The organism is Vibrio sp. 10N.261.51.A4 (genome assembly GCF_041471945.1).
In the GTDB taxonomy this organism is placed as follows: Bacteria; Pseudomonadota; Gammaproteobacteria; order Enterobacterales; family Vibrionaceae; genus Vibrio; species Vibrio crassostreae_C.
Genome location: NZ_JBFRPJ010000022.1, coordinates 1 through 25,725, shown reverse-complemented (window position 1 = coordinate 25,725; position 25,725 = coordinate 1). Strand labels below are relative to the sequence as shown.

At 44.7% G+C, this 25,725-nt stretch carries 17 protein-coding genes and 4 pseudogenes; 12 read left to right on the top strand and 9 right to left on the bottom strand.

Annotation, left to right across the window (positions count from 1 at the left end):
- Both AB4384_RS05930 and AB4384_RS05925 read right to left on the bottom strand, forming a co-directional pair.
- Positions 1 to 104: pseudogene (locus AB4384_RS05930) on the bottom strand (IS5/IS1182 family transposase); the annotation flags it as partial.
- Between the two features lie 80 nt (positions 105 to 184).
- Positions 185 to 1,069, bottom strand: a pseudogene (locus tag AB4384_RS05925) (reverse transcriptase domain-containing protein); the annotation flags it as partial.
- A 745-nt stretch (positions 1,070 to 1,814) separates the two neighbouring features.
- Between AB4384_RS05925 and AB4384_RS05920 the strand changes: the two are divergent.
- On the top strand, positions 1,815 to 3,020 hold the full coding sequence (locus tag AB4384_RS05920) for a hypothetical protein (RefSeq protein WP_017068538.1): 1,206 nt from the start codon (positions 1,815 to 1,817) through the stop codon (positions 3,018 to 3,020).
- A gap of 609 nt (positions 3,021 to 3,629) precedes the next feature.
- Here AB4384_RS05920 and AB4384_RS05915 read toward each other — a convergent pair.
- Positions 3,630 to 4,526, bottom strand: a complete 897-nt coding sequence (locus AB4384_RS05915) for a LysR family transcriptional regulator (protein ID WP_372129058.1) — start codon at positions 4,524 to 4,526, stop codon at positions 3,630 to 3,632.
- A 98-nt stretch (positions 4,527 to 4,624) separates the two neighbouring features.
- Between AB4384_RS05915 and AB4384_RS05910 the strand changes: the two genes are divergently transcribed.
- Positions 4,625 to 5,509 (top strand): SMP-30/gluconolactonase/LRE family protein, encoded by an 885-nt coding sequence (locus AB4384_RS05910; RefSeq protein ID WP_372129056.1) that lies wholly within the window; start codon positions 4,625 to 4,627, stop codon positions 5,507 to 5,509.
- Positions 5,510 to 5,621: 112 nt separating this feature from the next.
- On the opposite strand, the gene AB4384_RS05905 is transcribed toward AB4384_RS05910, so the two are convergent.
- The 3 genes from AB4384_RS05905 to AB4384_RS05895 all read right to left on the bottom strand — a co-directional run bounded on the left by AB4384_RS05905 (position 5,622) and on the right by AB4384_RS05895 (position 8,582).
- Positions 5,622 to 6,515, bottom strand: coding sequence for a DMT family transporter (locus AB4384_RS05905; protein ID WP_102332974.1), 894 nt, complete (start codon positions 6,513 to 6,515; stop codon positions 5,622 to 5,624).
- A 244-nt stretch (positions 6,516 to 6,759) separates the two neighbouring features.
- Positions 6,760 to 7,155, bottom strand: a complete 396-nt coding sequence (locus AB4384_RS05900) for a pentapeptide repeat-containing protein (protein WP_017060189.1) — start codon at positions 7,153 to 7,155, stop codon at positions 6,760 to 6,762.
- Positions 7,156 to 7,319: 164 nt separating this feature from the next.
- On the bottom strand, positions 7,320 to 8,582 hold the full coding sequence (locus tag AB4384_RS05895; protein WP_102429130.1) for an amidohydrolase family protein: 1,263 nt from the start codon (positions 8,580 to 8,582) through the stop codon (positions 7,320 to 7,322).
- Between the two features lie 405 nt (positions 8,583 to 8,987).
- Here AB4384_RS05895 and AB4384_RS05890 point away from each other — a divergent pair, with 405 nt between their 5' ends.
- Together AB4384_RS05890 and AB4384_RS05885 are read left to right on the top strand one after the other, a co-directional pair.
- Positions 8,988 to 10,322, top strand: coding sequence for a CAP domain-containing protein (locus AB4384_RS05890; protein ID WP_372129055.1), 1,335 nt, complete (start codon positions 8,988 to 8,990; stop codon positions 10,320 to 10,322).
- A 96-nt stretch (positions 10,323 to 10,418) separates the two neighbouring features.
- Positions 10,419 to 10,894: pseudogene (locus tag AB4384_RS05885) on the top strand (hypothetical protein).
- A 100-nt stretch (positions 10,895 to 10,994) separates the two neighbouring features.
- Here AB4384_RS05885 and AB4384_RS05880 read toward each other — a convergent pair.
- A pseudogene (locus AB4384_RS05880) lies at positions 10,995 to 12,741 on the bottom strand (amidohydrolase).
- Positions 12,742 to 13,061: 320 nt separating this feature from the next.
- Here AB4384_RS05880 and AB4384_RS05875 point away from each other — a divergent pair.
- Entirely contained in the window at positions 13,062 to 13,580 is a 519-nt protein-coding gene (locus tag AB4384_RS05875) for a lipocalin family protein (protein ID WP_017060193.1), read from the top strand.
- A 94-nt stretch (positions 13,581 to 13,674) separates the two neighbouring features.
- Here AB4384_RS05875 and AB4384_RS05870 read toward each other — a convergent pair whose 3' ends face one another.
- The gene (locus tag AB4384_RS05870; protein WP_102393158.1) at positions 13,675 to 14,289 is read right to left on the bottom strand and encodes a TetR/AcrR family transcriptional regulator; all 615 of its coding nucleotides are present in this window, start codon (positions 14,287 to 14,289) and stop codon (positions 13,675 to 13,677) included.
- A 236-nt stretch (positions 14,290 to 14,525) separates the two neighbouring features.
- On the opposite strand from AB4384_RS05870, the gene AB4384_RS05865 reads away from it, so the two are divergent.
- The 7 genes from AB4384_RS05865 to cyoE all read left to right on the top strand — a co-directional run bounded on the left by AB4384_RS05865 (position 14,526) and on the right by cyoE (position 24,276).
- On the top strand, positions 14,526 to 15,647 hold the full coding sequence (locus AB4384_RS05865; protein WP_372129054.1) for an efflux RND transporter periplasmic adaptor subunit: 1,122 nt from the start codon (positions 14,526 to 14,528) through the stop codon (positions 15,645 to 15,647).
- 8 nt (positions 15,648 to 15,655) lie between these two features.
- Complete coding sequence (locus AB4384_RS05860; RefSeq protein WP_372129053.1) at positions 15,656 to 18,754, top strand: efflux RND transporter permease subunit; 3,099 nt, start codon at positions 15,656 to 15,658, stop codon at positions 18,752 to 18,754.
- A gap of 749 nt (positions 18,755 to 19,503) precedes the next feature.
- Entirely contained in the window at positions 19,504 to 20,400 is an 897-nt protein-coding gene (gene cyoA / locus AB4384_RS05855) for a ubiquinol oxidase subunit II (protein ID WP_081326284.1), read from the top strand.
- Positions 20,401 to 20,405: 5 nt separating this feature from the next.
- Entirely contained in the window at positions 20,406 to 22,481 is a 2,076-nt protein-coding gene (cyoB, locus tag AB4384_RS05850; protein ID WP_372129052.1) for a cytochrome o ubiquinol oxidase subunit I, read from the top strand.
- Entirely contained in the window at positions 22,453 to 23,088 is a 636-nt protein-coding gene (cyoC, locus tag AB4384_RS05845) for a cytochrome o ubiquinol oxidase subunit III (protein ID WP_372129051.1), read from the top strand. Before cyoB ends, cyoC begins: the two co-directional genes overlap by 29 nt.
- Entirely contained in the window at positions 23,088 to 23,399 is a 312-nt protein-coding gene (gene cyoD, locus AB4384_RS05840) for a cytochrome o ubiquinol oxidase subunit IV (protein WP_017066633.1), read from the top strand. Before cyoC ends, cyoD begins: the two co-directional genes overlap by 1 nt.
- A gap of 7 nt (positions 23,400 to 23,406) precedes the next feature.
- Entirely contained in the window at positions 23,407 to 24,276 is an 870-nt protein-coding gene (gene cyoE / locus AB4384_RS05835; protein WP_372129050.1) for a heme o synthase, read from the top strand.
- A 135-nt stretch (positions 24,277 to 24,411) separates the two neighbouring features.
- On the opposite strand, the gene lepB is transcribed toward cyoE, so the two are convergent.
- Positions 24,412 to 25,059, bottom strand: a complete 648-nt coding sequence (gene lepB, locus AB4384_RS05830; protein ID WP_372129049.1) for a signal peptidase I — start codon at positions 25,057 to 25,059, stop codon at positions 24,412 to 24,414.
- Between the last annotated feature and the right edge of the window lie 666 nt (positions 25,060 to 25,725).

Sequence of the window (25,725 nt, the reverse complement as noted above, 5' to 3'; positions counted from 1 at the left end):
CCACTTATTGCTTCTTCATCAATCCAGAAGGTCAAAGAACCACGGTTAATGAGTGATTGGTTGTATTGCTTCCAGTTGGTTGTTTTGTAACGAGGTTTAGGCATAAGGCTACGAGAGAGAGTGGTGGTAGCTGATCAGATCGTAGGTTCTTGATTTAGTTCCATTGAATTACGCAACAAAGCCCTTCTAGAAAGCTAATTAGCTGCGGTTTGATGTTGTTCACCAAAACTTCCTTTGAAGTCCCAGTTATTACAAAATCATCAGCGTATCCAATGAAGTTGACTCTATCGCCAGTTTTACGTGCTACCGACTTAACCAGATTTTCTAAACCTGCTAACGTCAACAGCATAAGCGTTGGGGAAATTATACCGCCTTGAGGCGTCCCCTCTGCTGTCTTGTAAAACAGTCCTTTATCGATAAAACCGCACTCAAGCCATTGCTTCAACATTCGTTTATCTGTTTGAATGTTATCGATTAGCCACTGATGACCAATTTTATCGAAACAAGCCTTAATGTCCCCCTCAAGAACCCATTGTGCTGAACGTTTAAGACCCAAGCATTTGAAGCATTGTTCGATTGCATCGGCTGTGCTTCTATTAGGTCGAAAACCATAGCTATTTAGGTCAGCAATGGTCTCAGAGATAGGCTCCAAGGCAAGTAGATAAAGCGCTTGTTGCGCTCGATCTATCATACACGGAATACCTAAAGGTCTGAGTTTGCCGTTTTTCTTGGGGATATAGATACGTCTGAGTGGTTTAGCTTTGTAGCCTTTCCGACTCAATTGATTAACCGCTGCCACACGACGAGCATCCGTATTCCAGATGATGCCGTCGATTCCTGGCGTTTTGCTGCCTTTATTTTGTGACACTCGTTTAACGGCAAGAAGTTTTGCCGCTTTTGAGTGAGTTAGTATCCACTGCAATGCTTTCGCCTTACTGCGTTTACCTTCTCGAGTTGCTTTTGCAATGCGTATTTGAAGCTTTAATACGTGTTGTTCGACGGCTTTCCAGTTAATGGATTGCCATCGAGTGCCGTTAGGAGAGGCACTAACTTCTTTTGAAGCTACCATTTGCATTTCTCCTTGAATAAAGTTCTTCAAATTATCTTGCAACGGGAGACCAGCTAGAAGTCAGCTCGCTTTCGCGCCAGATAACAACCTGTATCCGCATCATTACAACGCGGCTTTCGCTTTTTCTAGCCTCCTTTACCTGCACCACTATCGGCTGTCTTTGCAGACCGCTTTCCCAAAGGGAGAAGTACAGGCTTACCCTGTTCCGTATGTCGCGCAACGTCGGGTTAGATGCCCACTATAATGCGGAGAGCGTCTTGATCACGAAAGAGCACTGTCCAATCTCTTTCCTACTCTCATGCCTTTTGGCCACAGCGTATTAACCACTTCCGCTGATCCACGTATAACGCATCTTAAATGGATTCACTTACGTTCATCATACCAACACCCTAGCACTCACCCAATTGTGGTTATCAGGAGGAACGTCCTCTCACGAATTCATTCCCGCTCAGCAAAGGCTGAACTTCGTTACATTGTCGGGTTCGCTGCTTTATTCAGAACCCTAGGGTCATCTGGTGATACAGATGGTTCACACTTGTTGCGGTGAACAGCACTTCATACGACTTCAGGTCGCACGGACAATTCCGTGTCAGTGACTTTTCTAAATTAGTATTTAATGAATAACTACAGGTATAACAAAGTAATTGTTGAGCGCTAATGGGAAGAATTGGTTTATGGTGCGAAAGCAACTGAATTCATATAAAATAGCATAACTAATTGATTCCTATATTTATCAGAGGCAAAGATGAAAAAAACTTTAATTGCAATCAGCTGTACAGCGATCATCGGTGGTGGTGCCTTGGTTGCCAATAACATGTTGATTAAGAATGCAGCAGAAACTGTGACCAGTGAAGTTGAAAGCTCACTAATTGGACTAAAAAACCAATTCATTGATGCCCAACTGATCGATACGGAAATCAACAATAACAATATCAAGCAGAATTTCGCTATCTACATAAACAATGGTTCAAAAAGACTTCCTGAACCAATCTACCTAAGCCACACAGCAACGGTTGCGCCATTCGGACTTAGCGTTGAAGGTAATTTTAGTCTCCCGAAGGATAAAGGACTTACCTCAACGTTAATCAGAGAGGTAGCAAGCTTAAATGAAAGCATAAAATACACATTCGATACCAGCAATCAGTCTTTAGATCTACAAAGCAACTTCTCACTTGGAGAAATCAATACAGGCCGCTCAAGCAACTTCAAACTTGGCGATGTTGAGATTCTGTTTAAAGGCAATAAAGAAGCCTTCACTACATCCACAAAAATTGACGGAATTAGAATCTCTGAAAGAAGAGAACAGGCCTATATAAACGGCATTGAGCTTAAGTCAAATATCACTAATGACACCCATAATACTGAAATAATTGCAAATGATGGAGGTTTCAACGATCGATCTGGTGGATTTAGCTTCAAAGACGCGAAGTTTCATTCAGCAATTACAATTGAAGACAATACGAGCCTGAAGCTTGATTGGAAAGTTGACTCACTAGATCTTCAATCTCCAAACATCACCCAACTATCGAACAAACTTGGCTTAAGTGGTGAGATTAAAGGAGTTAATACTCAAGAGCTTAATAGCTTCATCGGTTTGATTGAAAGAAATCCTACAGAGGAAACAATTGAGGCTGCTTTTAAATCCATAATAGGTAATGGGATCAAATTCGAGAATATCAACATCTTCGTTAATGACTCAAGTTCCGATGGAGAAATTGAAATAATGCCTAAAAATTATAAAGGCTTAACTAACCGAGAATCAGAAGAGGCATTTGAGAAGTCCCTTAAAGTTGACTTCAATGTCACTATCACACCAAAGCTAGTTAAATTACTTGAAATCAACCAAAACGCATTGGACAGACTGTGGAACGAAGAAGAGTCAGGTAACTACACCACAACGATCAAGCAATCACTTGGGAAGACATTCATCAATGGCGTCGAAGCGAACTAACATTTCGTTCAAAAGTCTATTGCCGCCTTGCTATTTGAACATGCTAGGCGGCATGAATTCTCAGCTAAAGTACCAAAAGTACTCCATATATAGTAACGCCTTTCTTCACCGCATAAAATTAACTCAAAAGTTTTAAATATCCCTATGGTCGATACTGCATATCTGAGAAATTCTGAAGGGTAGACTCGGTCGGATTACCTCTTATAGGGTTAATATATATAAACACGATATTTACTATCTCGAACTCTAACCAACAATGGGGCAAATCCGTGTTAGCCCAACCTCCCTCGGTAATCACACCAACCTCAAATTCCCTCCTAATCTCCCCTTAATCCGTATTTTCGACCCATTATGATTTCGTGGAAAGGGGAGGAACTGAATGCCGATGGCGACATGCGCATTTTCACATTCAGCGCCAAAGAAGATTCTCCCCCTCGGTCGTCAATCTAGAGAGGGGGATGAACTCAACTTGAGGGGGAGTTAGAGGGGGAGGGTGTTTCAAAATCGACGAATACACGGCAGCCTATCAGCTATTGAAAGCACTGCGATTGAGCCTGATATGAATGGAACGCACATACGTTCCAATTGAAAGGTTTAGCGTTCTAAAACTCACAACGTATAAGCGTTATTCGATTCCAGCCACTCTTTTACCGCTCGGTTAAAAGTGACTAACTTCTGCGGTGTTACTCTTCTTTGAGCATAGATAAGGCTTAGCTTTTGGGCTTTTATCGACCATTCTGGGAATACGTGAATAAGCTCACCTTGTTTGAGCTGCTCTTCAACTTGATAGAACGGCAAGCTGGCGACACCTATCCCTTGCATCGCTAACTCCAAAATTGAACTGTAGGTATTCGAGCTAACGCTTCCGGTTACTTCAACATGGTAGGTTTGCTCGCCATTGACCAACTCCAACTGATTCCAACGTTCATTTTGACTGTTAAGAATGAAGCTGCATTTATGGATGTCTTTGGTGGTAATGAGTGGGTTAGTCGATGCGTAACCTGCACTGCAAACGAGAACATTGCGGATGTGCCCGAGATCGTTGGCAATCACATCATTAGGGAGTTCATCGTAGGCTCGGAAAGCAATGTCAAAGTCTCCAGACTCTATCTTCTTTTTCATCGGCCCAAAGTCGAGAATCAAATCCACTTTTGGGTACTCTTGCTTGAAAGTAGGGATGATATGACGACAAAGCGCACGCCCAAACTCTATCGGTGCGGTAATTTTTAAATCGCCTGCCACTTCCTGCGTCATGTCTAAGACACGCATTTCCGCTTCGATTGCTAATAGTTGAATTTGCTTCGCTTTCGAATACAACTCTTCACCCACTTCTGTGAGGCTGATAGAACGAGTCGTTCTGTGAAACAGCTTAGAATTCAATGTTTCTTCGAGTCGTTGTACATGCCGAGACACCAAACCTTTCGACACATCCAATACTTCAGCGGCCTTGGTGAAGCTTTGCTCTTCGGCGACAGTCAAGAAGGTCTGCATATAAATCAAATTCATCATTAACACCATTTAGTAAACAGTGAAGTCATTTTGTACTGTTTTCTCTCTCCTTCAAGAAACTAAGATTCAAAACGTAAACAGAAAGGAGAAGAACGATGAACAAATTACTACTTATTACCGCTGCAATGGCTGCCTCTATGAATGTTTCAGCTGCCTCTGTTGTAGAAAGTAACCCAACACTGGTTGGAGACTCATTCGGCTTTGTTGAAGGCCCAACATGGGATGTGGAACATCAACGTTTCTTGTTTAGCGATATTCCAAATAACACAACCTACTCTTACGATCTTAACGGCAAGTTGAGCGTTTTTGATGATAATTCTGGCTATGCCAATGGTCTCGATATTGATGTGAAAGGCAACCTTTGGGCTGCTCGCCATGATAGAAAGTTGTCGTACCGTCAGGGCAACGGAGAGAAAGTGATTGTCGCTGCAACGTATAACGGCAAGCTGCTTAATAGCCCGAACGATTTAACCGTTAATAGCGATGGAAGCGTGTGGTTTACCGATCCTCCGTTTGGTATCCAAGGTTACGGCCCAGCAAAGGCAGAACCAGAGCAAGCGGTTAATGGCGTTTATCGTTACCTAAATGGTGATCTAAAGTTGATCACTGGAGAGTTCAAGTTACCAAACGGCATCGCTTTTTCTTCTGATGAATCTTCGTTATACGTTGCCGACACATCTGATGGCTGGGTATACCGATTTGATGTTGATGGACAGTCACTCAGCAATAAGACGCAATTTGCTCAAGTGAAAGCGGAGTCTGGCTCTGAACCTATGGTTGATGGCGTTGCTGTTGATGCCGATGACAACCTCTTTGTTGCAGCGCATGGTGGCGTGGGTGTGTTCGATAAAGACGGTAAGCAAATAGACTTCATTGCTATCGATGCGGGCCATATCAGCAATCTAGAAATTGGCGGGAAACAGCAAGATTTACTGATGGTAACGGCATACAACAAAGTGTTGGTGTTCAAGCTTAAGTAATACCTTACACAAACGAAAATAAAAAGGGACGGGTAGAAATACCGGTCCCTTTTCTCATTTGAATAGGTCGAAAGTGGGTTAGCTCGATGCGCAGTAATGATGCTGCCGACGATTAAGGCTTAGGCTGATTAGCTTCTATATCAAGGGCCGTCTGGTTTGGCCTACTGAAATACTTCTTCCATTTTATTGGCATCATAGGAATGACGATCAGGCTAATACCGACAAGGGTCAACATGTCTGGAATCTCGTCAAACCACATCACGCCAAATAGGGTCACAAACACCAACCCCGAATATTCTGCGAGAGCAATTTGGTTTGCTGGCGCTTTTTTATAAGCGACCACCACAAGGGCATGGTACCCCAGAACGAATAGGTTGATTGCCATAATCCACCCAACATGACGCCATTCAATCGCCGCCCATGCAGGCAGAGCAAGAGCCAACGCCAGCGGTAGAGTCATCACACTGGTCCAAAATAGTGTCGAGATAATGTGTTGTTCTGCGTGAAGACGTTTAATCAAAATATTGCCGACACCCATCGCGAGCGCACTGCCTAAGCCCGCAATAGCGGCCCAGTGAAATTGCTCTGGACGCAACACGATTAACACACCCACGAAGCCAATCAGTGTCGCGACCACTTTTGATGATGTCGGCTTCTCTTTCAGTAAAACAATAGAAAGCGGGAGCATAAGAATGGGCCCAACATAGAACATCGCATTTGCGGTCGCCAAGGTGAGGTGTGTGATGGCAATCATTGCGCAGCCACTACCTACTAGGATGAATTGAGCCCGTAAGAAGTTGATGCGACAGCCACCTTGCATGCGCGTCTCTCTGGGTAGCTTTAGCCAAAAAGGAAGCAGCAACATCACGCTCAATAGCTGGCGGATAAACACATATTGGAACGTGGGCACTTCGCCATTCAGTACTTTTAGTGAAACGTCTGAAAAGGAGGCGAGCAGGTTGGCGAATACTAAGAGCAAAATCGCGTGGTTGGTGGCTTTGGTCATACAGAAACGGCGCTACATATTTGTCATACAATTATGGGCGCACATAATACATGAGAATCGAAAATATGTAAGAACAAAAAACCAAGTAAGAACAATGTCGTTCGATGCTTAGTGATATGGGGTGCGAGATCTGCTATTACGACCTGAGTTCAGTAGGTGAGTGCCCAGTCCAATTCGGTATTTATCGAATAATCGAATGAATATGCAACAATATCAGCGCATTGGAGATCATCGCTGTTTGAGCCTACTTGGCAGAGAGACACTGTCGGGTAGGATCTCGCAGCTCAATAATGGTATTGCCTGTGTCTTTTCGTTTGAAAGCAGAGTCATTAACTTGAGCATTGCTGAAGTCAGTGCGAAACAAGTCGGCACGCAGTAAATCGACGTTGAGCATTTGGGCGTAACTCATGTTGGCGTTACGTAGGTCAGCATCGCGGAAGCTCGTATTGTTGAGGTTCGCGTGGCTGAAATTGGCATAGGTGATGTCAGCCTCATTCATGTTCGCACCCGATAAATCGGCGCCACTAAAATCAGTACGTATCAGGTTGGCGCAACGAAGGTCAACATCTTGAAGCGCTAGATTACTTAGATCGGTATTACCTAATTGTGCTCGTTCGCCGCCTTGGTTTTCCAACCACAATTTATGCTGATCTAAAATAGAATCGAGTTGTTGTCAGAGTTTGTTGGTCGAAAGCGAGATCAGTTTTAGGCGATTCAAAGAAAAGCAAACAACCAAGTTAGTCATCTCGGTTATTTGCTTTAGATTTGTTGCTTTTATGGTGAATGGACGAGCGCTTTTCGAGGTTAAAGCGTGTTTTTGTACACCTTGCCGTCTTTCATGATCAGTTTTTGTGTCTCTGTGTTCGCCACACATGCAACACTTTCCAGTGGGTTGCCATCGATGATCAATAGGTCGGCATACGCGCCTTCAACGATCTGACCTAACTTGCCTTCTTGGTATGGGTGTTGGTAGGTCGACATTTCGAACAAGCGACCACAGTTTGATGTCGCCATGCGAAGCGCGGTGATGGTATCGAATACTTGCTCAATCGCACCAAGTTCATTCAATTGTGTCGCGTGAACGTTGGTTTCACCTACACAGTCAGTGCCAAAAGCGATGTTCTGGATGTCGTATTTCTTAATCAGTTCTGCTGACTTGAACATCGCTTTGCCTACGCGTTCTGTCTTGCGGTATGTCTCTTCATTTGGCAGCGGGATCTTACGCTCTGCAATCAATGAAGAGGTAAAGTAAGAAGGAATCACCCAAATGCCTTTCTCTTTAATGATTTCGGCAATGTCGTCGTCCATGATGGTCGCGTGTTCGAAAGACATCACGCCCGCTTCAGCTGCTCGGCGCATCGCATCAGAGGTGTGGATGTGCGCAGCGACATAAGTGCCGTAATCTGAAGCGGCCTCAACTGCGGCTTTCATCTCGTCTGATGTAAATTGCAATGTGTCTAGCGGGTCGAAGGTTGAAGATGCGCCACCGCCAGCCATGATCTTGATTTGTGATGCGCCCATGAATAGCTGTTCACGCACCGCTTTCAATACTTCTGAACGCCCATCGGCCACTTTCATTGAGCCTTGCTTCATCATTGGTGAGTCTTCATGGCCGTTTGCTAAACGCTCTTGTGCTTGGTTTTGACGGTAATCGGAGTGACCACAGGTTTGTGAGATAGCCGCCATTGAAGGAAGAATGCGTGGGCCAGTCGCATAGCCCTTGTCGATACTGTTTTTAAGGCCAAGCGTATTGCCCGCCACGTCGCGAATGGTAGTAAAGCCGCGCATTAACATCTCTTCTGAAATCTTTGCTGAGCGAATCGCCACTTCTTCACGAGTCATCGTATCAATGACATTAAAAGAGGCAGAGAGCGTGATATGAACGTGCGCATCAATCAGGCCTGGCATGACTGTGCCACCTTGAGCATCAATGATTTCATCCGCTAACGTTGCATCAACCTCGCCAATTTGAGTAATCAAGTTGTCTTCAATAAGAAGTGATACGTTCTCGATTAGGTTGTTATCAACACCGTTAAATACGTTCGCGTTAGTGATTAGCTTTTTCATAGTCTGCACCTTTTGGAAATGAGTGTGTGTCGCTGATGGGGTCATCATATGGGGCGCAGCATTTGAAGAATGGCCATTTGGTGACAAGCAATGACGAGACTTATCTTTTGGTGCTTTTCAATATTTCTAAGTTTTTCCTACTCGAACGTTAAGGTGTATTTCAAATCGTCGTCACCTTGTGTTGAGAGTCAATTTACCGAACTGTAACTGGATCTAAAACGGAAGGCTTAATGAAAATACTGAATGAGTTCATCCACTTATAGGTCGAACGTTAAATTGACAATATCTTATAAAATGTTAAATCGGTGTCAGTATTTAGGGGCTCTGACATTGGTCTGAAATTTAAGTTCGTTCTATGAGGCAACATCCTTACATCAAGAAAAATATATGCTTAAGGATTAACTCATGAAAAAACAAAATATCTCGGCAGTCGCCCTTCTAGCACTGATTATTACGGGTTGTGGTGGAGAGAGTTCATCAGGAGGTGACAGCACAACGTCTAATAACGCTAATGTTCCAAGTAATCCAAGTAATACCGGCTCATCATCTACCTCTCAGCAGCCTGACATTAAAGCTCTTAGCAACAATATGATTTTTGCGATCGAAGGTTTTATCGAAGAAACGGATCCAATCAGAAATTTCTCATCTATTACCGTCAAAAATGAGCTGCCTGCGTTCAAGAGTGGAGATACTCAGGAGGTTGATGTGACTATCGCTGTACCAACAATCGTTATCGATAATGGCAGCAACTTTGTTAACGATTGGCACTGTTACGAAACCACAGGATTAAGCGCGCAAAGGAAGGATCATCAGTTACTTGTGGACGGTACAATTTCTGAATATCGATACGATATGCAAAGTAACTCTTGTTCTAGTGAGCTCTTGGGATCGTATGTGTTTAACGATGCGGTGTTCGACAGTTCGTTGGAATTTAAAACCGTTGGCAGCGTAGTTTCCAAAGATGGGAGCGGGACAGAGTCTAATTTACCTACTTACGATTTTATCGCTCAAGCTTATGGAGAGCAGTCAAAAGAGCGGTTTGGTGATTCGTGGGAATTATTACAGCGCGACAAAATTAACGCAGCAGCTAAGGAGGTTGGGGCCTCGATCTTTGAGTTGAACACTTCATCTGGAAAGATCGATTTGGATCTAGGTCAGCTTAATAGCGACACTCTCATCGATTTCGCTTCACTAGATACAAATCAATTATTGAATGGTCCGATTTGGGGGATGCCCGGTCAAGGCGTTGCCGATGAAAAATGGTGCCGAATTGTGAATATTCCAGAAGATCTAAGTCAGAACAGTATCAAGTACCAATCTGTTATCTCGACAAATTGTGCGAGGTCGACACAACGTTATTGTGATGCCTTTGGTTCATCGTTTTCGAGTGGTAACTACCCACCAGCAGCTCCTATCGCTTGGGACAATAATACGGCGAGTAATGCCCAGTTGAACTCAGATGAGCAGTACCGAAGAGATGCTCAAGGTCACTTTGTTGTGAACAGTTCTGGTCAGAATGCGTTTGTCCTTTCATCCAATTCGGTTGTGATTCCTATTTTCGGTTACACCAGCCCGCGAAGTGATGGGCAAGTTAACAATGCCGGTCTTAATAGTTGGGTTGGTCACGAAGGTCACTGCCAAAACGTGATGAATAGCCGACACACAAAGATGGGGATTGGATACAAAGCCAGTAAGTCAGATGCATCGAAGATGTCTTATTGGACGCAAGATTTCAATTAACACACTCATTGCTTAAATATGGGGCATCTATTTAGCGTCTCTATTCTTTCTTTAGTTGGTAGTGACAGGCTACTTATCAAATTAGAGAGAGACAGAATGACTAAATCAGACAAAGTTTACGGGTTCAACACACCACAACGTCTATTCGTAGGTTACACGTTAGCCGTGCTGGTGGACTTGGTCGTACTTAACTTCTTCGATGAGTACTGGGACTTCGTCAACATTGAGTCTTTCACTATCTCTTTGATTGCGGCGTTGTTGTTGAAGCTCTCTATTGGTTTAGAGCACAAGATTGCGAGCACTTCAAAAGCAAGCCGGGCACCGCGCCTAAGGTTTACCGAGCAATCACCACTTATATCATCTTGGTGGGCTCAAAATTCGTGATGCTAGAAGCGATTAACCTTCTGTTCGGAGATAAGGTGAGTTTTACAGGCCCTTGGGGCGGTGTTGTCGCGTTCTTCGCGGTGGTATTTACGATTCTGGTTGCTGAAGTGATTGTATCGAAGATCTACTTTGCTCTGGATGACAAACAAGATTCAAATGTGAAAGCGCTTAAAGAGACCAACGCGTAACACAACATAAAATACCTATGTGAATAACAGACGAGCCAGCTGAATAAGCTGGCTCGTTTTCGTTTGAGTTGCGATAACCAATTCGATACGCTAATTGGCTTTATTTTTCGTAAACCACATCCCCGCGTAACACCGTCATCAACACCTGAGTCTTAGCGATTTGTCTTACTGACACTGTGGTGATGTCGCGTTCGAGAATGGCGAAGTCAGCGGATTTCCCCACCTCAATAGAACCTGTTACGTCTTCAATTCCAAGACTTTTGGCGGCATTGAGTGTGTAAGCATCAATCGCGGTATAAATATCAGTTAGGCCGGTTTTGCCCATGATTAAGCTGTTCGCGATGCCGACTAAAGGGTTGATGTCGTGTACGTTCCAATCACTGCTTAAGGTGATATTCGCGTCGGTCTTGAGTATTGCGTCTAAGTTCATCATAGCTTTAGCTCGGCGAGCACCAAGGAAAGCTTCGGCCCATTGGTGTTGATGCCTTGCAACGTAATCAGAGCCGACTTGGAAATCTGCGGTTACGTCTAATTGGCGAAAGCGTGGCACATCTTCATCATTGATTAATTCGACATGGGTTAGGGTGTAGGGTTTGGTTGAGCCTTGTTTGCGAATACTTTCTATTGCATCAAGAGATTCACGAACCGCGCCATCACCAATGGCATGAATGTGGGCGCTAAACCCTATTTTTTCGAGCGCAGTTAGCCACTCTTTCATTTGTTCTGGCGGAATATAGTTCAAGCCATTAGGAGACAGGGGTAGATAGGTATCTAAGTAGGGTGCGAGCGTTTTGGCGGTGCCATTGATAAAGATGCCGTCGCTGTACATTTTCACCTGATCGACAAGTAACAGACGGCTTTTATCGTCGGAATACATCTTCTCAAAGACTTCTAATTGAGAAGGTATCGCCATCGATGGATACACCCAAGGGCGCAGCGACACACGCGCCGTTAAGTCTTGATTTTGCTCGGCCTCTAACCAAACGTCATACCAACCTCGTTTCCAATACATGCGACCGTCACCAATGGTGGTGATGCCGTGGGCTGCTGCTTCCTCAAGCCCGAACATTAACCCTTGGTAGCTTTGCTCAAACAGTTCGCTTTGGCTGTTCCACGCCATCTCCATCACTTGATCGCCAGCATTGTCTAGCAAGATGCCATTGAGCTTGCTGCTATCAGGATCTTTTAAATAAGCGCCACCTTGTGGATCCGGAGATTGTTGGCTGATTCGGGCGATTTTTAGTGCTTTGGAGTTGACCCACATTGAGTGTGATGTCTGCTCCATGATCACCACAGGGCGATCCGGGAAGATACTGTCGATGATCTCTAGTGGCGTGTAGTCAGAGTCGCTATCGAGCGTCGCTTCTAAAGAAAAACCATAACCCATTAGCCAACCTCTGCCATCGGTATCAGCATTGATCTTACACGCTTCTAAGTAGGGAATTTGCTCTTCTAACGTTGCTTCAGAGTCGAGTTCACAATTGCCACCCAGCTCTGAGGCGGCTTCAAACACATGGTTATGGTTGTCAATGAACCCCGGCAAGACAAAGGCATTGTCTAGATCAATGACATCAGTGCTTTGCCCTTGAAAAGTTTGCGCCTGTGATTGGTTACCGATAAAGATGATCTTGCCTTTGTGGGTAACGATCGAGTCTGACTCGCGATGCCCATATATCTGCATTGGTAAAAATTTGGTCAGCACTTTGGCTTTTAACAGTTGTTTGCGCTTGAACTGCTGTTTGTGTTTGAACAATAGTGTTGGCTTGTGCAAGCACCGGCGCTACGGCCGATAAGCTTGTGAGTAATGCTATCCATGCAGTACGTGGCAGAGTGAGCTTGTTATTCATTATTATGTCTTCCATGTTCCACGGTTTAGTAAGTATAGAAAGCGAGTAGCGAGAATCATATCGTGAATTTTTAATAATAAAGTGTCCTTGGTTGCTCTCTTGTTTGAATGTAATTCCAGTGCCTTTTGAGGTGGTTGTGGGAATACAGCTCGTCAATAAAGGATTGCGAATCCATTCGCAGACTAAACAATTCACATAAGGTTCTGAATAAATTACAGTTAAGTGAGCTATAAAAATGGATTTAACGTATTACCAAGGATGTAAGTTTATGTTTTCAAGAGACTTACTCGCATTACTAATAAAAACAAGTCGAGGTTAGGATGAAAAAAATATTATTGCTGCTTAGCGTGATCTTATTGGGTGGTTGTGTTGGCATGCCCGAAACGGTAAAGCCTGTTCAACAGTTTGAGTTGGAACGATACCTAGGGAAATGGTACGAAGTGGCTCGTTTGGATCACTCGTTTGAGCGTGGCTTAGACAACATCAGCGCTGAATACAGCCTTCGTGATGATGGCGGCGTGAAGGTGATTAACCGTGGTTATTCGGCGGAAGAAGGTGAGTGGAACGAAGCGGAAGGAAAAGCGTACTTCGTTGAGGGCTCTGAACAAGGCTATTTGAAAGTGTCTTTCTTTGGCCCTTTCTACGGCGCTTATGTCGTGTTTGAATTAGACAAAGAGGGCTACCAATACGCGTTTGTTTCTGGGCCCGACACTGATTACTTATGGCTACTCGCAAGAACGCCTGAAGTCGCACCAGAAGTGATGGAGAAGTTTAAAGCCATGTCGAAAGAGCGTGGCTTCAATACCGATGAGCTGATCGTTGTGGAACATACCCAATAAACCGATCGCTGTTATTGCTGAGAGTGACTGATGATTGATAAGGCACAGAGGATGAATTTCTCTGTGCCTTTTTTATTCAAAGATAGAGCTACAATTAACGAGGCTGGTTGCCGTTTAAGAACAGCGCGACACATTCGCGAGTGTAGTGAAGCCTTTCTTCTTCGGATTCTCCGCTATCGTGACCGAAGAATGACCAATACGCCGATTTGCCGTGAAACATCAGCAACAGTTGGCGTGCTGCAATGACTGGTGAGCTTGATGTCGACAGTGTGAGATCACCAGAGTCTATTTTCGACTGCAAATAATCAGCAAGTAACTTGGTGGTTTTCTGAGGCCCAGTTTCTAAATAGATAGAGGCGATCTCTGGGTGCGTGTTGGATTGGCTCACAGCATTTTGAAAGGTCTGTCTGGACTGCTCATCAAGTAACAAATCTTGAAACTTCACACCAAACTTCACCAATTCGTCTTCCAAAGTGGCATTCATATCAAAAGCAGAAGGGCTGAGTTCGCGCTCGGCACACTTAGTTTGCATGCAGGTTTCGAAAAGCTCGTCTTTGTTTTTAAAGTGAGAGTAGACCGTTTGCTTGGAAACGTTCGCTGCTTTGGCAATTTGATCCATATTGATCTTGAAGCCATGTTCAGAGAAAAGTTGGCTGGCTGCGGTTAAGATCTGCGATCTCTTCTGTTCACTCTTGATGATTTTTGTCACGTGCTTGCTTCTCGTTACTTGGTGTTGGGTCGTTACCTAGCTTGTCTCTTTGCTTAGTGCCTATTGATACTCCGCTATAGGTGTCTCATTTGGCGCTAAGCATTATGCTTTTTGTGATGGTTTTATCAAACACTAATCATGAAACTTATTTTTAACATAATCAAACTAGACAGTCTAGTTTGGTTTGGTTAGTCTAAAAAAAGAACATAATTGAGTACCGCATAGGAACAGGAAGTATGTATAAATTGATGAAGGGAAGCGCAGTAGCAGTGGCGTTGTCGACTCTTCTTGTCGGGTGTGGTGAAGATACACAAGCCGAGACAGCATCCGATGCAGATAATGCTGCAGTGGAATCGAATAGTGCAGCGTCGACAGTCTTAACAGTAGAAACTGTCGCTTTGGAACGCTCTCCATCGTATGCGGTACAGCGTGAATATGTCGGTGTGGTAAAGGCCGGGCAGCAGGCGAATTTGGGTTTTGAATTGGCGGGTAAGGTCAATGAGATTCTGGTGGATGTCGGTGACACAGTCACAACGGGTCAGCCATTGATCCGATTGGATACCCAACTTTTGGAAACCGAGTCTAGCCAACTGAAAGCGCAGGCTGAAGAAGTCAAAGCTCAATTGAGTCTTGTGGCCGCGAACTTAAATCGTCAGCGCTCATTGAAAGCAAAAGGCTTCAGTGCTGAGGCGGAAATTGATTCGTTAACCAGTGAACAGCGCGTATTGCAGGCGAACTTGTTGCGCATCGATGCATCGGTAAAAGGCAATGAACTGAAATTGGTGAAGTCGACAGTGCTTGCGCCTTATTCTGGAACCATCGCGACGCGCTTTGTTTCGCTCGGAGATGTGGTGAATGTGGGTAATCCAACTCTTACACTGCTCGCTTCTGAGGGCAAAGAGGCCTTCATCGGTATTCCTGCTCACCAAATGCAAAAAGTCACCTCACTTTCTTCGCCTAACATCCGAGTTGGGAGAACAGATTATGCCGTGGAGCTATTGAATCCCGGCGCAATGGTCGACACCCAATCTCGCAGTGTCGGTTTGCGTTACCTATTCCCTGAACAATCATCGGTATTGGAAGGGCAACTTGCCTACCTTAAATTTGATGAGCAGATTGATGACTCAGGTTACTGGGTGCCATTAACGGGTTTGATTGATGGATTGCGCGGTGTGTGGAACATCTTTGTGATTGGTGAAGACAACAAAGTTGAGCGCCGAAGTGTTCAGGTGTTGTTTGCTAACAATCAACAAGCGTACGTAAGTGGGGCGATTGAAGACGGTGAACAGGTCATCGCCAGTGGTTTACATCGCTTAGTTCCGGGCCAAATCGTGAAACCAGTCAGTGCGGCTGAGTAGGTAATAGTATGAAAATAATAGAGACTATTTCCAACACTCGACTGCTTATCTTGATGACCGCGCTGCTGATGGTGAGTGGTATTTCGGCGTTCATGACGTTGCCACGTGCAGAAGACCCAGTAATCATCAACCGTTACGCGAACATTACTACCAGTTTCCCCGGAGCCAGTGCCGAGCGTGTTGAAACCTTGGTTACTGAGGTAATCGAGAACAAGCTGCGTGAGCTGAGTGAAGTTAAATTGGTGAGTTCAACCTCTAGGCCGAGCGTATCGATTGTCACGCTAGAATTGAATGACACCATCACCGAGCCAGAACCCGTCTGGTTCCAAGCTCGCGACAAGTTATCTGATATCGAATCCATTTTGCCTGCGGGTGCTCAATCGCCTGATCTCGATAGCGACCATACCTATGCTTTCACGACCATCGCATCTCTAACTTGGTCTGGTGCAGGCGAGCCTGATAGGTTAACGCTGGGCCGTTATGCCAAAGAGCTCGCCAAGCGACTAAGAACTTTGTCGGGTACTGAATTCGTTGATGAATATGGTATGCCACAAGAAGAGATTCAAATCAGTTTACGTACCGCAGATGCAGCCGCGTTGGGGCGCTCAAGTGCTAATATCGCTGAATCGCTCGAAGGGGCAGACGCCAAGAACTCGGCCGGCGAGTTAGTGAGTGCTTATTCTCGCTTTGGCTTAGAGATTAAGTCTGAGCTTGATTCCATTGAACGCATTAAGCAAGTGCCAATAGCCACTGATAGCAAAGGTCACATCATCCGTATGGAAGACATTGCTTCTGTGAAACGTGGTGAGAAAACCCCACAAGACCAGATTGCTATTATTGATGGTGAGCCGGGTGTGATTGTCGCGGCAAGAATGCACCCTGATCTGCGAGTCGATAACTGGACGTCGCGAGCTAATGCTCTGATTGGTAAATTTGAGCAAGAGTTACCAAGTAACGTTAAGGTGACCGTGCTCTTTAATCAGCAAGGTTATACCGAGACTCGCTTAGACGATTTAGGCAAAAGCTTGATGATCGGTTTCGGTCTGATTTTGATTGTGCTGTTTGTCACTTTAGGCGTGCGTGCCGCGATCTTAGTCGCCATTTCTCTGCCGTTAACCTCATTATTGACCTTGTCGATCATGAAAATGACCGGTGTACCGATTAACCAAATGTCGGTGACAGGCCTAATTGTGGCGCTCGGGATCATGGTTGATAACGCGGTGGTGATGGTCGATACCATTCAAGCTTATCGCTTGAAAGGGCAACAGCGCGCTGAAGCGACCATGAATGCATTGAAGCATTTATGGGTGCCGTTATTAGGCTCAACCTTAACTACCGTGTTGGCGTTTGCTCCGATTATCTTGATGCCGGGTGCATCGGGTGAATTTGTCGGTGGTATTGCGATTACCGTTTCTTTCTCATTGATCGGCTCTTACATCATCTCGCACACCTTAATCGCAGGCTTAGCGACCAAGTTATTACCGAAACAACTCAGCGACGTTGATAAGAAAGGGCGGCACCATTGGTACATGACGGGTTTGAGAATTCCTGCTTTGACGCGTTGGTTTTCGTCTTCTGTTCGCTTTGGCGTCACGCATCCAATCATCACGATTGCTTTGGTGTTATTGGTACCGTTTACCGGTTACTGGAGTATGTCTCAGTTGACTGAGCAATTCTTCCCGCCATCAGACCGAGACATGTTTGAGATTCAGGTGTATATGCCACCTCAAGCGAGCATTTACGCCACTAAAAATACTTCTGAAAAAATCGACGATATCATTCATCGTTACCCTGAAGTGAAGCGTATCGATTGGCTCGTGGGTGCAAACTTCCCATCCTTCTATTACAACCTGCAAGCAAGGCAAAATAATGCGCCGTACTTCTCGCAAGCCATGGTGAAAACAGAGAACTTTGACCAAGCCAATGCGCTAATTCCACAGTTGCAAAAGGTGTTGGATAACGAGGTGCCGGAAGCACAAATCTTGGTACGAAAGCTTAATCAAGGGCCTCCATTTACTGCGCCTGTTGAGCTGCGTGTTTATGGTGAAAACCTCGATACGTTGAAAGCGATTGGTGAGGATGTGCGATTGATTTTGGCGGGTGTTCCTCATGTGACGCACACAAGGGAAACGCTGCAACCAGGTACTCCGAAGGTGTGGTTGAAGGTTGATGAAGACACCGCAAAGCTGAATGGTATTTCATTGAACCAGTTCGCAGGTATGCTGCAAACTACGTTGACAGGTCGTGAAAGTGGCTCTGTGATTGAAGGCAGTGAGTCGGTACCAATCCGTGTTCGTGTGGCAGATGAGGCGCGTGAAAACTTGGCTCACTTAAGCAATATTCGTCTGCCAATCAGTTCTGATGTCTACTCAACAGGGATCAATGTTTCGACGCTGGCAGAACTGGAATTGACGACCAGTCGCGGTGCGATTACTCGTCGTAACGGGCAGCGTGTGAATACCATCGAGGGTTACATTGAAGCGGGTGTCTTACCTCAAACCGTACTTAATGAATTCCAAAAACGCTTAGCAAGCTATGAGATGCCATCGGGTTACACCATTGGTTTTGGTGGCGAATCAGCGGAGCGAGACAATTCAGTCAACAGCCTCATCTCGAATGTCGCAGTCGTGGTGGTATTGATGGTGCTGGTGGTGGTGATGTCATTCAACTCGTTCCGAATGAGCAGCATCATCTTCATGGTAGCAGGGTTGGCTGGTGGACTAGGGCTGTTGTCGGTATGGATCTTCGGTTATCCGTTCGGCTTTACGGTGATTATCGCGATGCTTGGGATTGCGGGCTTAGCGATTAACGCGGCCATTGTGATTTTGACCGAATTGAAACTCGATAAAGAGGCTTCCTCCGGGAATGTAGATGCAGTCGTTGAAGCTGTGATGTCGTGTACTCGCCATATCAGCTCAACCACGATAACGACTGTTGGCGGCTTTATGCCACTGATCATTGCTGGTGGTGGCTTCTGGCCTCCATTTGCGGTCGCGATTGTGGGCGGTACCGTATTAACCACCCTTATCTCGTTCTACTTTGTACCTGTGGTTTATCATTTGATGACTCGAAATCAGCGAAAATCCATGACTACTCAAGCGGCATAACTGTTTTTCAATTTAACGTCTCTTCAATTTGGCTACTCTTTAATTGCCCATAATCGAGCCGTATCTGGCTCGATTATGGTGTGGTTATTCTCGATAAATTCATCCCAATTCCTACCTTTTTGTTGTGCTTTTCACCGCTATTACGCCCTCAATTAGTCAAATTATCCTTTCTGTTAGTCATTATATTCTTTCAATTCGTCACATTAGTGCATAGATGAATGCTTGATTATCTTGTTGGTGAATGAGTGGGTGTTTTGAATAATCTAACCAGTGAATACCTTGTAAATGGTATGTGAATTCACAATTTTGACGGGCGTCACACTTCTATTTATTCGCTCTTTCTAATGTACCTTGAACTTGCCCCGAGCTTTGGTGGTGAGCGAGTGTTTATCTACTTTTTCTAAATCCCTTGTTAGTACTGGCTCCATCTATGTAGCACGCTATTGATGTGTGTCTTAATCGCTTACTGCTTCTTAGTTTTCGTCTTCATAAATGGAAGGTTAGTTTCCAAGTTTGTTTGGTGAGCTTTCAATTTCAACTCTTCATAATGCGCCGAATGTAACAATGTATTTCAAAGTGTAACAATTAAGTCATGTTTTCTGTGTGGTTTTAACCCAGCAGTAACGAACCTTATTGCATTGCTTTTTGAGATGCGGCGTTTCACATGCTCAACACATAAATATTCTAATGATCATGACAACCAGTACTCAGACGTTCGTTCTGAGGCTGGATAACCATCGAGAAAGTTAATGGAAGCTTCAAGATATAAACGCATTTTATCGAGGACAAATTTGTCGAAGATTGGTTTGCTGGGAACCGTTCTGATGCTCGAAGGATGTAACTCCGCATTGCTCGACCCAAAAGGTAGCGTTGGCGTTCAGGAAAAAGAGCTGATTATCACGGCTCTGTTGCTGATGTTGATTGTCGTCATCCCAGTGATTCTGATGACCATCTACTTTGCTTACCGATACCGCGAGAGCAATACCACGGAAGAGTATGCACCTGACTGGGCACACTCAACCAAGATTGAAGTGGTGGTATGGACGATTCCAATCATCATCATCGCGATTCTAGCCACCATCACTTGGCGAACAACACACGAATTAGAGCCATCAAAGCCTCTGGAAAGTGATGTGCAACCTATGGTGATCGAAGTGGTCTCTCTGGACTGGAAGTGGCTGTTCATCTATCCGGAGCAAAACATTGCGACGGTTAACTATGTTGCGTTCCCGAAAGATGTACCGGTGACGTTTAAGCTAACTTCAGACAACATCATGAACGCGTTCTTTATCCCGCGTCTTGGTTCGCAGATCTACGCGATGCCGGGAATGGTGACCAAGTTGAATTTAATTGCAAACCACGAAGGTGACTTCAAAGGCTTTGCATCGAACTACAGTGGGAAAGGGTTCTCTCAGATGAAATTCACCGCATCGGCCATGCCTGATCAAGTGGCGTTTTTAAACTGGGTGGAGAAAGTGAAAGCAAGCCCTGATCGCATCGAAGATTGGGAGCAGTTCCGTTCATTGGCCGCGCCAAGTGTCGCTGAGCCTGTGACGCTGTTTTCAAGTATCCCACCATTTTTATTCACTGATGTCGTGACCCAGCACCCTGGTTCAATGAACTGTTTGCCGGAAACCCAAGGATAATCGTCATGTTTGGAAGATTAACTCTAGACTCAATTCCCTACCACGAGCCCATTATTTTGGTCACGTTAACCATGATCGCTTTAGTGGGCAGTTTAGTGGTGTACGCGGTAACCAAAGCCGGTAAGTGGCAATACCTTTGGAATGAATGGTTTACGTCGGTAGACCACAAAAAATTGGGCTTCATGTACATTGCTGTTGCGATGGTGATGTTAGTTCGTGGCTTTGCTGATGCGGTCATGATGCGTAGCCAGCAATTGCTTTCTGCAGCCGGTGAAACGGGCTATTTGCCGCCACATCACTACGACCAGATCTTCACGGCTCACGGCGTGATCATGATTTTCTTCGTAGCGATGCCTTTGGTTATCGGTTTGATGAACATCATCGTGCCGTTGCAAATCGGTGCTCGTGATGTTGCATTCCCTTATCTGAATAACTTGAGCTTCTGGCTATTTGTGGTGGGTATTATCCTAACCAACATGTCGCTTGGCTTAGGTGAGTTTGGCCGTACGGGTTGGTTGGCGTATCCGCCGCTGTCTGGTATTGAGGCGAGCCCGGGAGTCGGGGTCGATTATTGGATATGGGCGCTGCAAATATCCGGAGTGGGTACTACGCTAACGGGTGTGAACTTCTTTGCGACCATTTTGCGCATGCGTACTCCCTCTATGCCAATGATGAAGATACCAGTATTCACTTGGGCATCTCTGTGTGCCAACATCCTGATCATCATCTCTTTCCCAATCCTAACGGTAACCATCGCGCTTCTGACGTTGGATAGATACATCGGCACGCACTTCTTCACCAACGACCTTGGTGGCAACGTGATGATGTATGTGAACTTGATTTGGGCATGGGGACACCCTGAGGTGTACATCCTAATCTTGCCTATCTTCGGTGTGTTCTCTGAAGTGACTGCAACCTTCTCTCGCAAAAAACTGTTTGGTTATACCTCACTGGTATGGGCGACGGTGGCTATCACTATTTTAGCGTTTGTGGTTTGGCTGCATCACTTCTTTACCATGGGTTCAGGCGCCAATGTGAATGCCTTCTTTGGCATCGCAACCATGATTATCTCTATCCCGACCGGGGTTAAGATCTTCAACTGGCTGTTCACCATGTACAAAGGTCGTATCCGTTTCACAACACCTATGTTGTGGACAGTTGGCTTCCTTATCACCTTCACCGTTGGTGGTATGACGGGCGTGTTAATGGCAGTACCGGGTGCAGACTTCATTCTGCATAACTCAGTATTCCTGATTGCGCATTTCCACAACGTAATCATCGGTGGCGTAGTGTTCGGTTGTTTCGCTGCGATTGGTTACTGGTTCCCGAAAGCGACCGGTTTCACTCTGAACGAGCTTTGGGGCAAACGCGCGTTCTACTGCTGGATCATCGGCTTCTTGATGGCGTTCTTGCCGCTTTACGCTCTAGGTTTTATGGGCATGACGCGTCGTTTGAGCCAAGACATTAACCCTGAGTTCTTCCCACTATTGGCGGTTGCGGCTGCAGGTACGGGCGTGATTGCGATGGGTGTGGTGTGTCAGTTCGTTCAGATTTACGTGAGTGTTCGTGACCGCGACCAAAACCGAGATCTAACGGGTGACCCTTGGGGCGGACGTACATTCGAATGGGCGACATCGTCACCACCACCGTTCTATAACTTTGCAAAATTGCCTAAGGGCGATGAGATCGATTCGTTCTGGTATCAAAAGCAAAGTGGTGAGTTTGATCCAACTCAGGAAGAAGAATACGAACGTATTCACATGCCGAAGAACACACCGACAGGCATTTATGTGTCTGCATGGGCGTTGGCATTTGGCTTCGCAATGATCTGGTACATCTGGTGGCTAGCGGCTGCAAGCTTAGTAGGCATCGTGGTGACGTGTATTCAACACAGCTACAACGACGATGTGGACTACTACGTGGAAGTTGAAGAGATCAAAGCGATTGAAGCGGCTCGACGTGCACAGCTTGCAGAAGCGAAGAAACAGTCAGTGAAAGGCGACCATTCTGGTCGTGGTAACAGCGCTGACACTGATAACAACGACAAAAAAGATGACTTGGAGACGACGTATGCAAGCTAATACTCCGTCACACACTTATGATCTTGCACACTCGCATGATCATCACCACGAAGCTGCGGGGAATAAGTTGTTTGGCTTCTGGGTTTACTTGATGAGTGACTGTGTCCTGTTTGCCACGCTTTTCGCGACGTATGCCGTGCTTGAGAGTGGATCAATTGCAGGGCCGACAGGTAAAGACATCTTTGAACTGCCGTTCGTGTTTGTCGAAACCATGATGCTGCTGTTCAGTAGCATCACCTTTGGTTTTGGCATGATTGCAATGAAGCGCAAAGACGTGACCGGACTGAAGCGATGGATCAAAGTGACTTTCGTATTGGGCTTAGCCTTTATCTGTATGGAAGTGTATGAGTTCCACCACTTGATTGCAGAAGGTTATGGTCCTCAAGAAAGTGCGTTCCTTTCAGCGTTCTTTACCTTGGTTGGTACACACGGTTTGCACGTAACGTTCGGTCTTATCTGGATGGCGGTGGCGTATCACCAACTTTCAACCAAAGGCTTGAACAACAACATGTCGATGCGTTTCCAGTGCTTAAGTTTGTTCTGGCATTTCCTTGATATCGTTTGGATTTGTGTATTTACCATCGTGTACTTAATGGGGGTGATGTAATGGAACAGCATCTAGACAGCGGTGCAACGGATTACGTGAAAGGCTTTATTGCTTCACTAATTCTCACCATTATTCCGTTCTACATTGTGTGGGCACATGCGCTACCAAGTACGGAAACTTACGTGATCTTGTTCGGCTGTGCGCTGGTGCAAATCTTTGTCCACTTTAAGTACTTCTTGCACATGGAAGCGAAATCTCCCGATGGGCGTTGGAACTTGGTGTCATTGATGTTTACCGCCATTGTTGTATTGATTCTTATCGCTGGCTCGGTATGGATCATCTACAACATGAACGTCAACATGAAGTTGTAGGCTAGGTATGCTGAAAAGATATCTGTCTATCACCAAACCGGGCATCATTTTCGGCAACCTGATTTCTGTTGCGGCGGGGTTCTTCCTCGCCGCAAAAACAGAACCAGCCAATGCGATGTTGTTACTGACAACATTAGCGGGTGTGGGGCTTGTGATTGCATCAGGTTGTGTGGTGAATAACATCTTTGATCGAGACATCGACCAAAAGATGAAGCGCACACAAAATCGAGAATTGGTTCAGGGCAACATCAATACGGACGTCGCGTTCGTTTATGCCTTGGTTTTACTGCTCTCAGGCACAGCGCTTCTGTTTCAGTTCGCTAATCCGATCTCTGCGGTCATGGTGTTGCTTGGCTATGTGTTTTACGTCTTTTTCTACACCATGTGGTACAAGCGTACATCGGTGTACGGCACTTTAGTCGGCAGTATTTCGGGCGCAGTTCCGCCATTGGTGGGTTACTTGGCGGTGACTAATTACATCAGCCTTGAAGCGGTATTGTTGTTTGTGATGTTCTGTTTATGGCAAATGCCACACTCGTACGCGATCGCGATGTTCCGGATACAAGATTATCGAGATGCAGGCATTCCCGTGTTACCGGTGAAAGAAGGCGTCGACAAAGCACATAAACACATGAAAGCCTATGTGGTGGCGTTTGGCGCAGTCTCATTGGCTCTGTTCCTACTCGGAGACGCAGGTTATGAATACCTAGCTGTGTCGGCGGCAGTCTGTTTTATGTGGACTAAAGTGACGTTTCGTAAGGTTGATTGCCTCAACTACCTCCAGTGGTCAAAGACCGTCTTCAAGGTCTCTCTGCTGGTGGTAATGAGCATCAGTGGTGTGCTGGGGCTGGAGTTGATTCCGTTGCACTTTCTGTAAGCCCATATAAATAATAAAGGTAACGTGGGATACCCCGCGTTACCTATTATTAATAGACAGCTACTATCGTTATTTATAATCTAAAAATTAGCTATTGAAGTTAGCCCGGTTAATTTACATCTGTCATCACAATGTTTAACAATTTCTGTTGAGGATGTTGTAATCAGATGAGCTTCTTAAATTACAATTTAACTTACGGCTACCGTTTGCTACGTTGAGTATCACTTTGTTATAGATACCGTTAACATTATTAATGTCTGCATATCCGAAACTATCAAAGGTTGAATCATAGGAGTGATCACGATTATCACCTAATACCATTATTTTACCTTCTGGAACGTGCCAAGTAAGATTACTTTTTAATAATTTTGATTTTTCTTTCGAATACCTTACATTATAATCGTGAAGACCAACTTTCTCGTTTATATATATGTAACCATCTTCTTTATTCGTTATTCCATGAGATGCCATTATACCATTGATATAAAGTTTTCCCATATCTAACATAACAGTATCACCTGGTATACCAATCACTCTTTTTCTGAATGAGATGTTTTCAGAACGGTGTTTTGGAGGGTGCAGGAACCGAATGACATCACCGTGTTCAGGATTGTATCTACCCAAACGAACACCATTGACCATAGTCCAGTACTTACCTTCAAAAGTAGGCGCCATACTTGCTCCAGTGTTGGCGTTGATTGAGTTAGAGAAGTAGTAACATAGTATGAAAATCCAGAATGTTAGCGAAGTTGATGCCGAGATTACCCATTTAATGATCTTCATGTTGAACCCTACGGCTGCAATACTTCTCGGCCAATAATGTTACGCTATAGTTTGCAAAAACAAATGAGCCATAAGTCAGCACCAATACAGCAATTATTTCAAGAACATCGTTGAATCCACCATTAAACAAGTTCTTACATAAGAAGTAGTAAAGGAAGACACTAAGACTAATGAAAGTAATTGTTGTCACCAATAGTGACCATTCTAATTTTGATAAGTTTTTGTTCATTACAATTAAACCATAAATAGAAATATGATGGGTAAAACAAGTAATCGGCTCATTAATTTAAATGGTCGATACCAATAAAATGGAAGACGATGTGTAATGCTAGTCGATTTATAGTTGAGACGATAAAGTTCATCAACAAAAATCTGTAATAATTTTTTAACCACGGATAAGCCTAATTTATTATTTTAGTGTGTTGATTGTGGCAGTAAAACCTGACGTTTTTTGTCCAAAATTGGAATTTAGTTAAAATATTTTTTAAAAATTAATATTATTTGATATATTTATAATTCCTGATAAATATATCATGGTATGAATGTGTATTATATTTTAACTTGGAGGAGCCAAGGTTGAAATTAATATATGATGACTACATAGACAGAACCTTAAGCACTAAGCTCAGCGTAAATTCCGTCTAACGTAATGTTTTCTTTAGACTT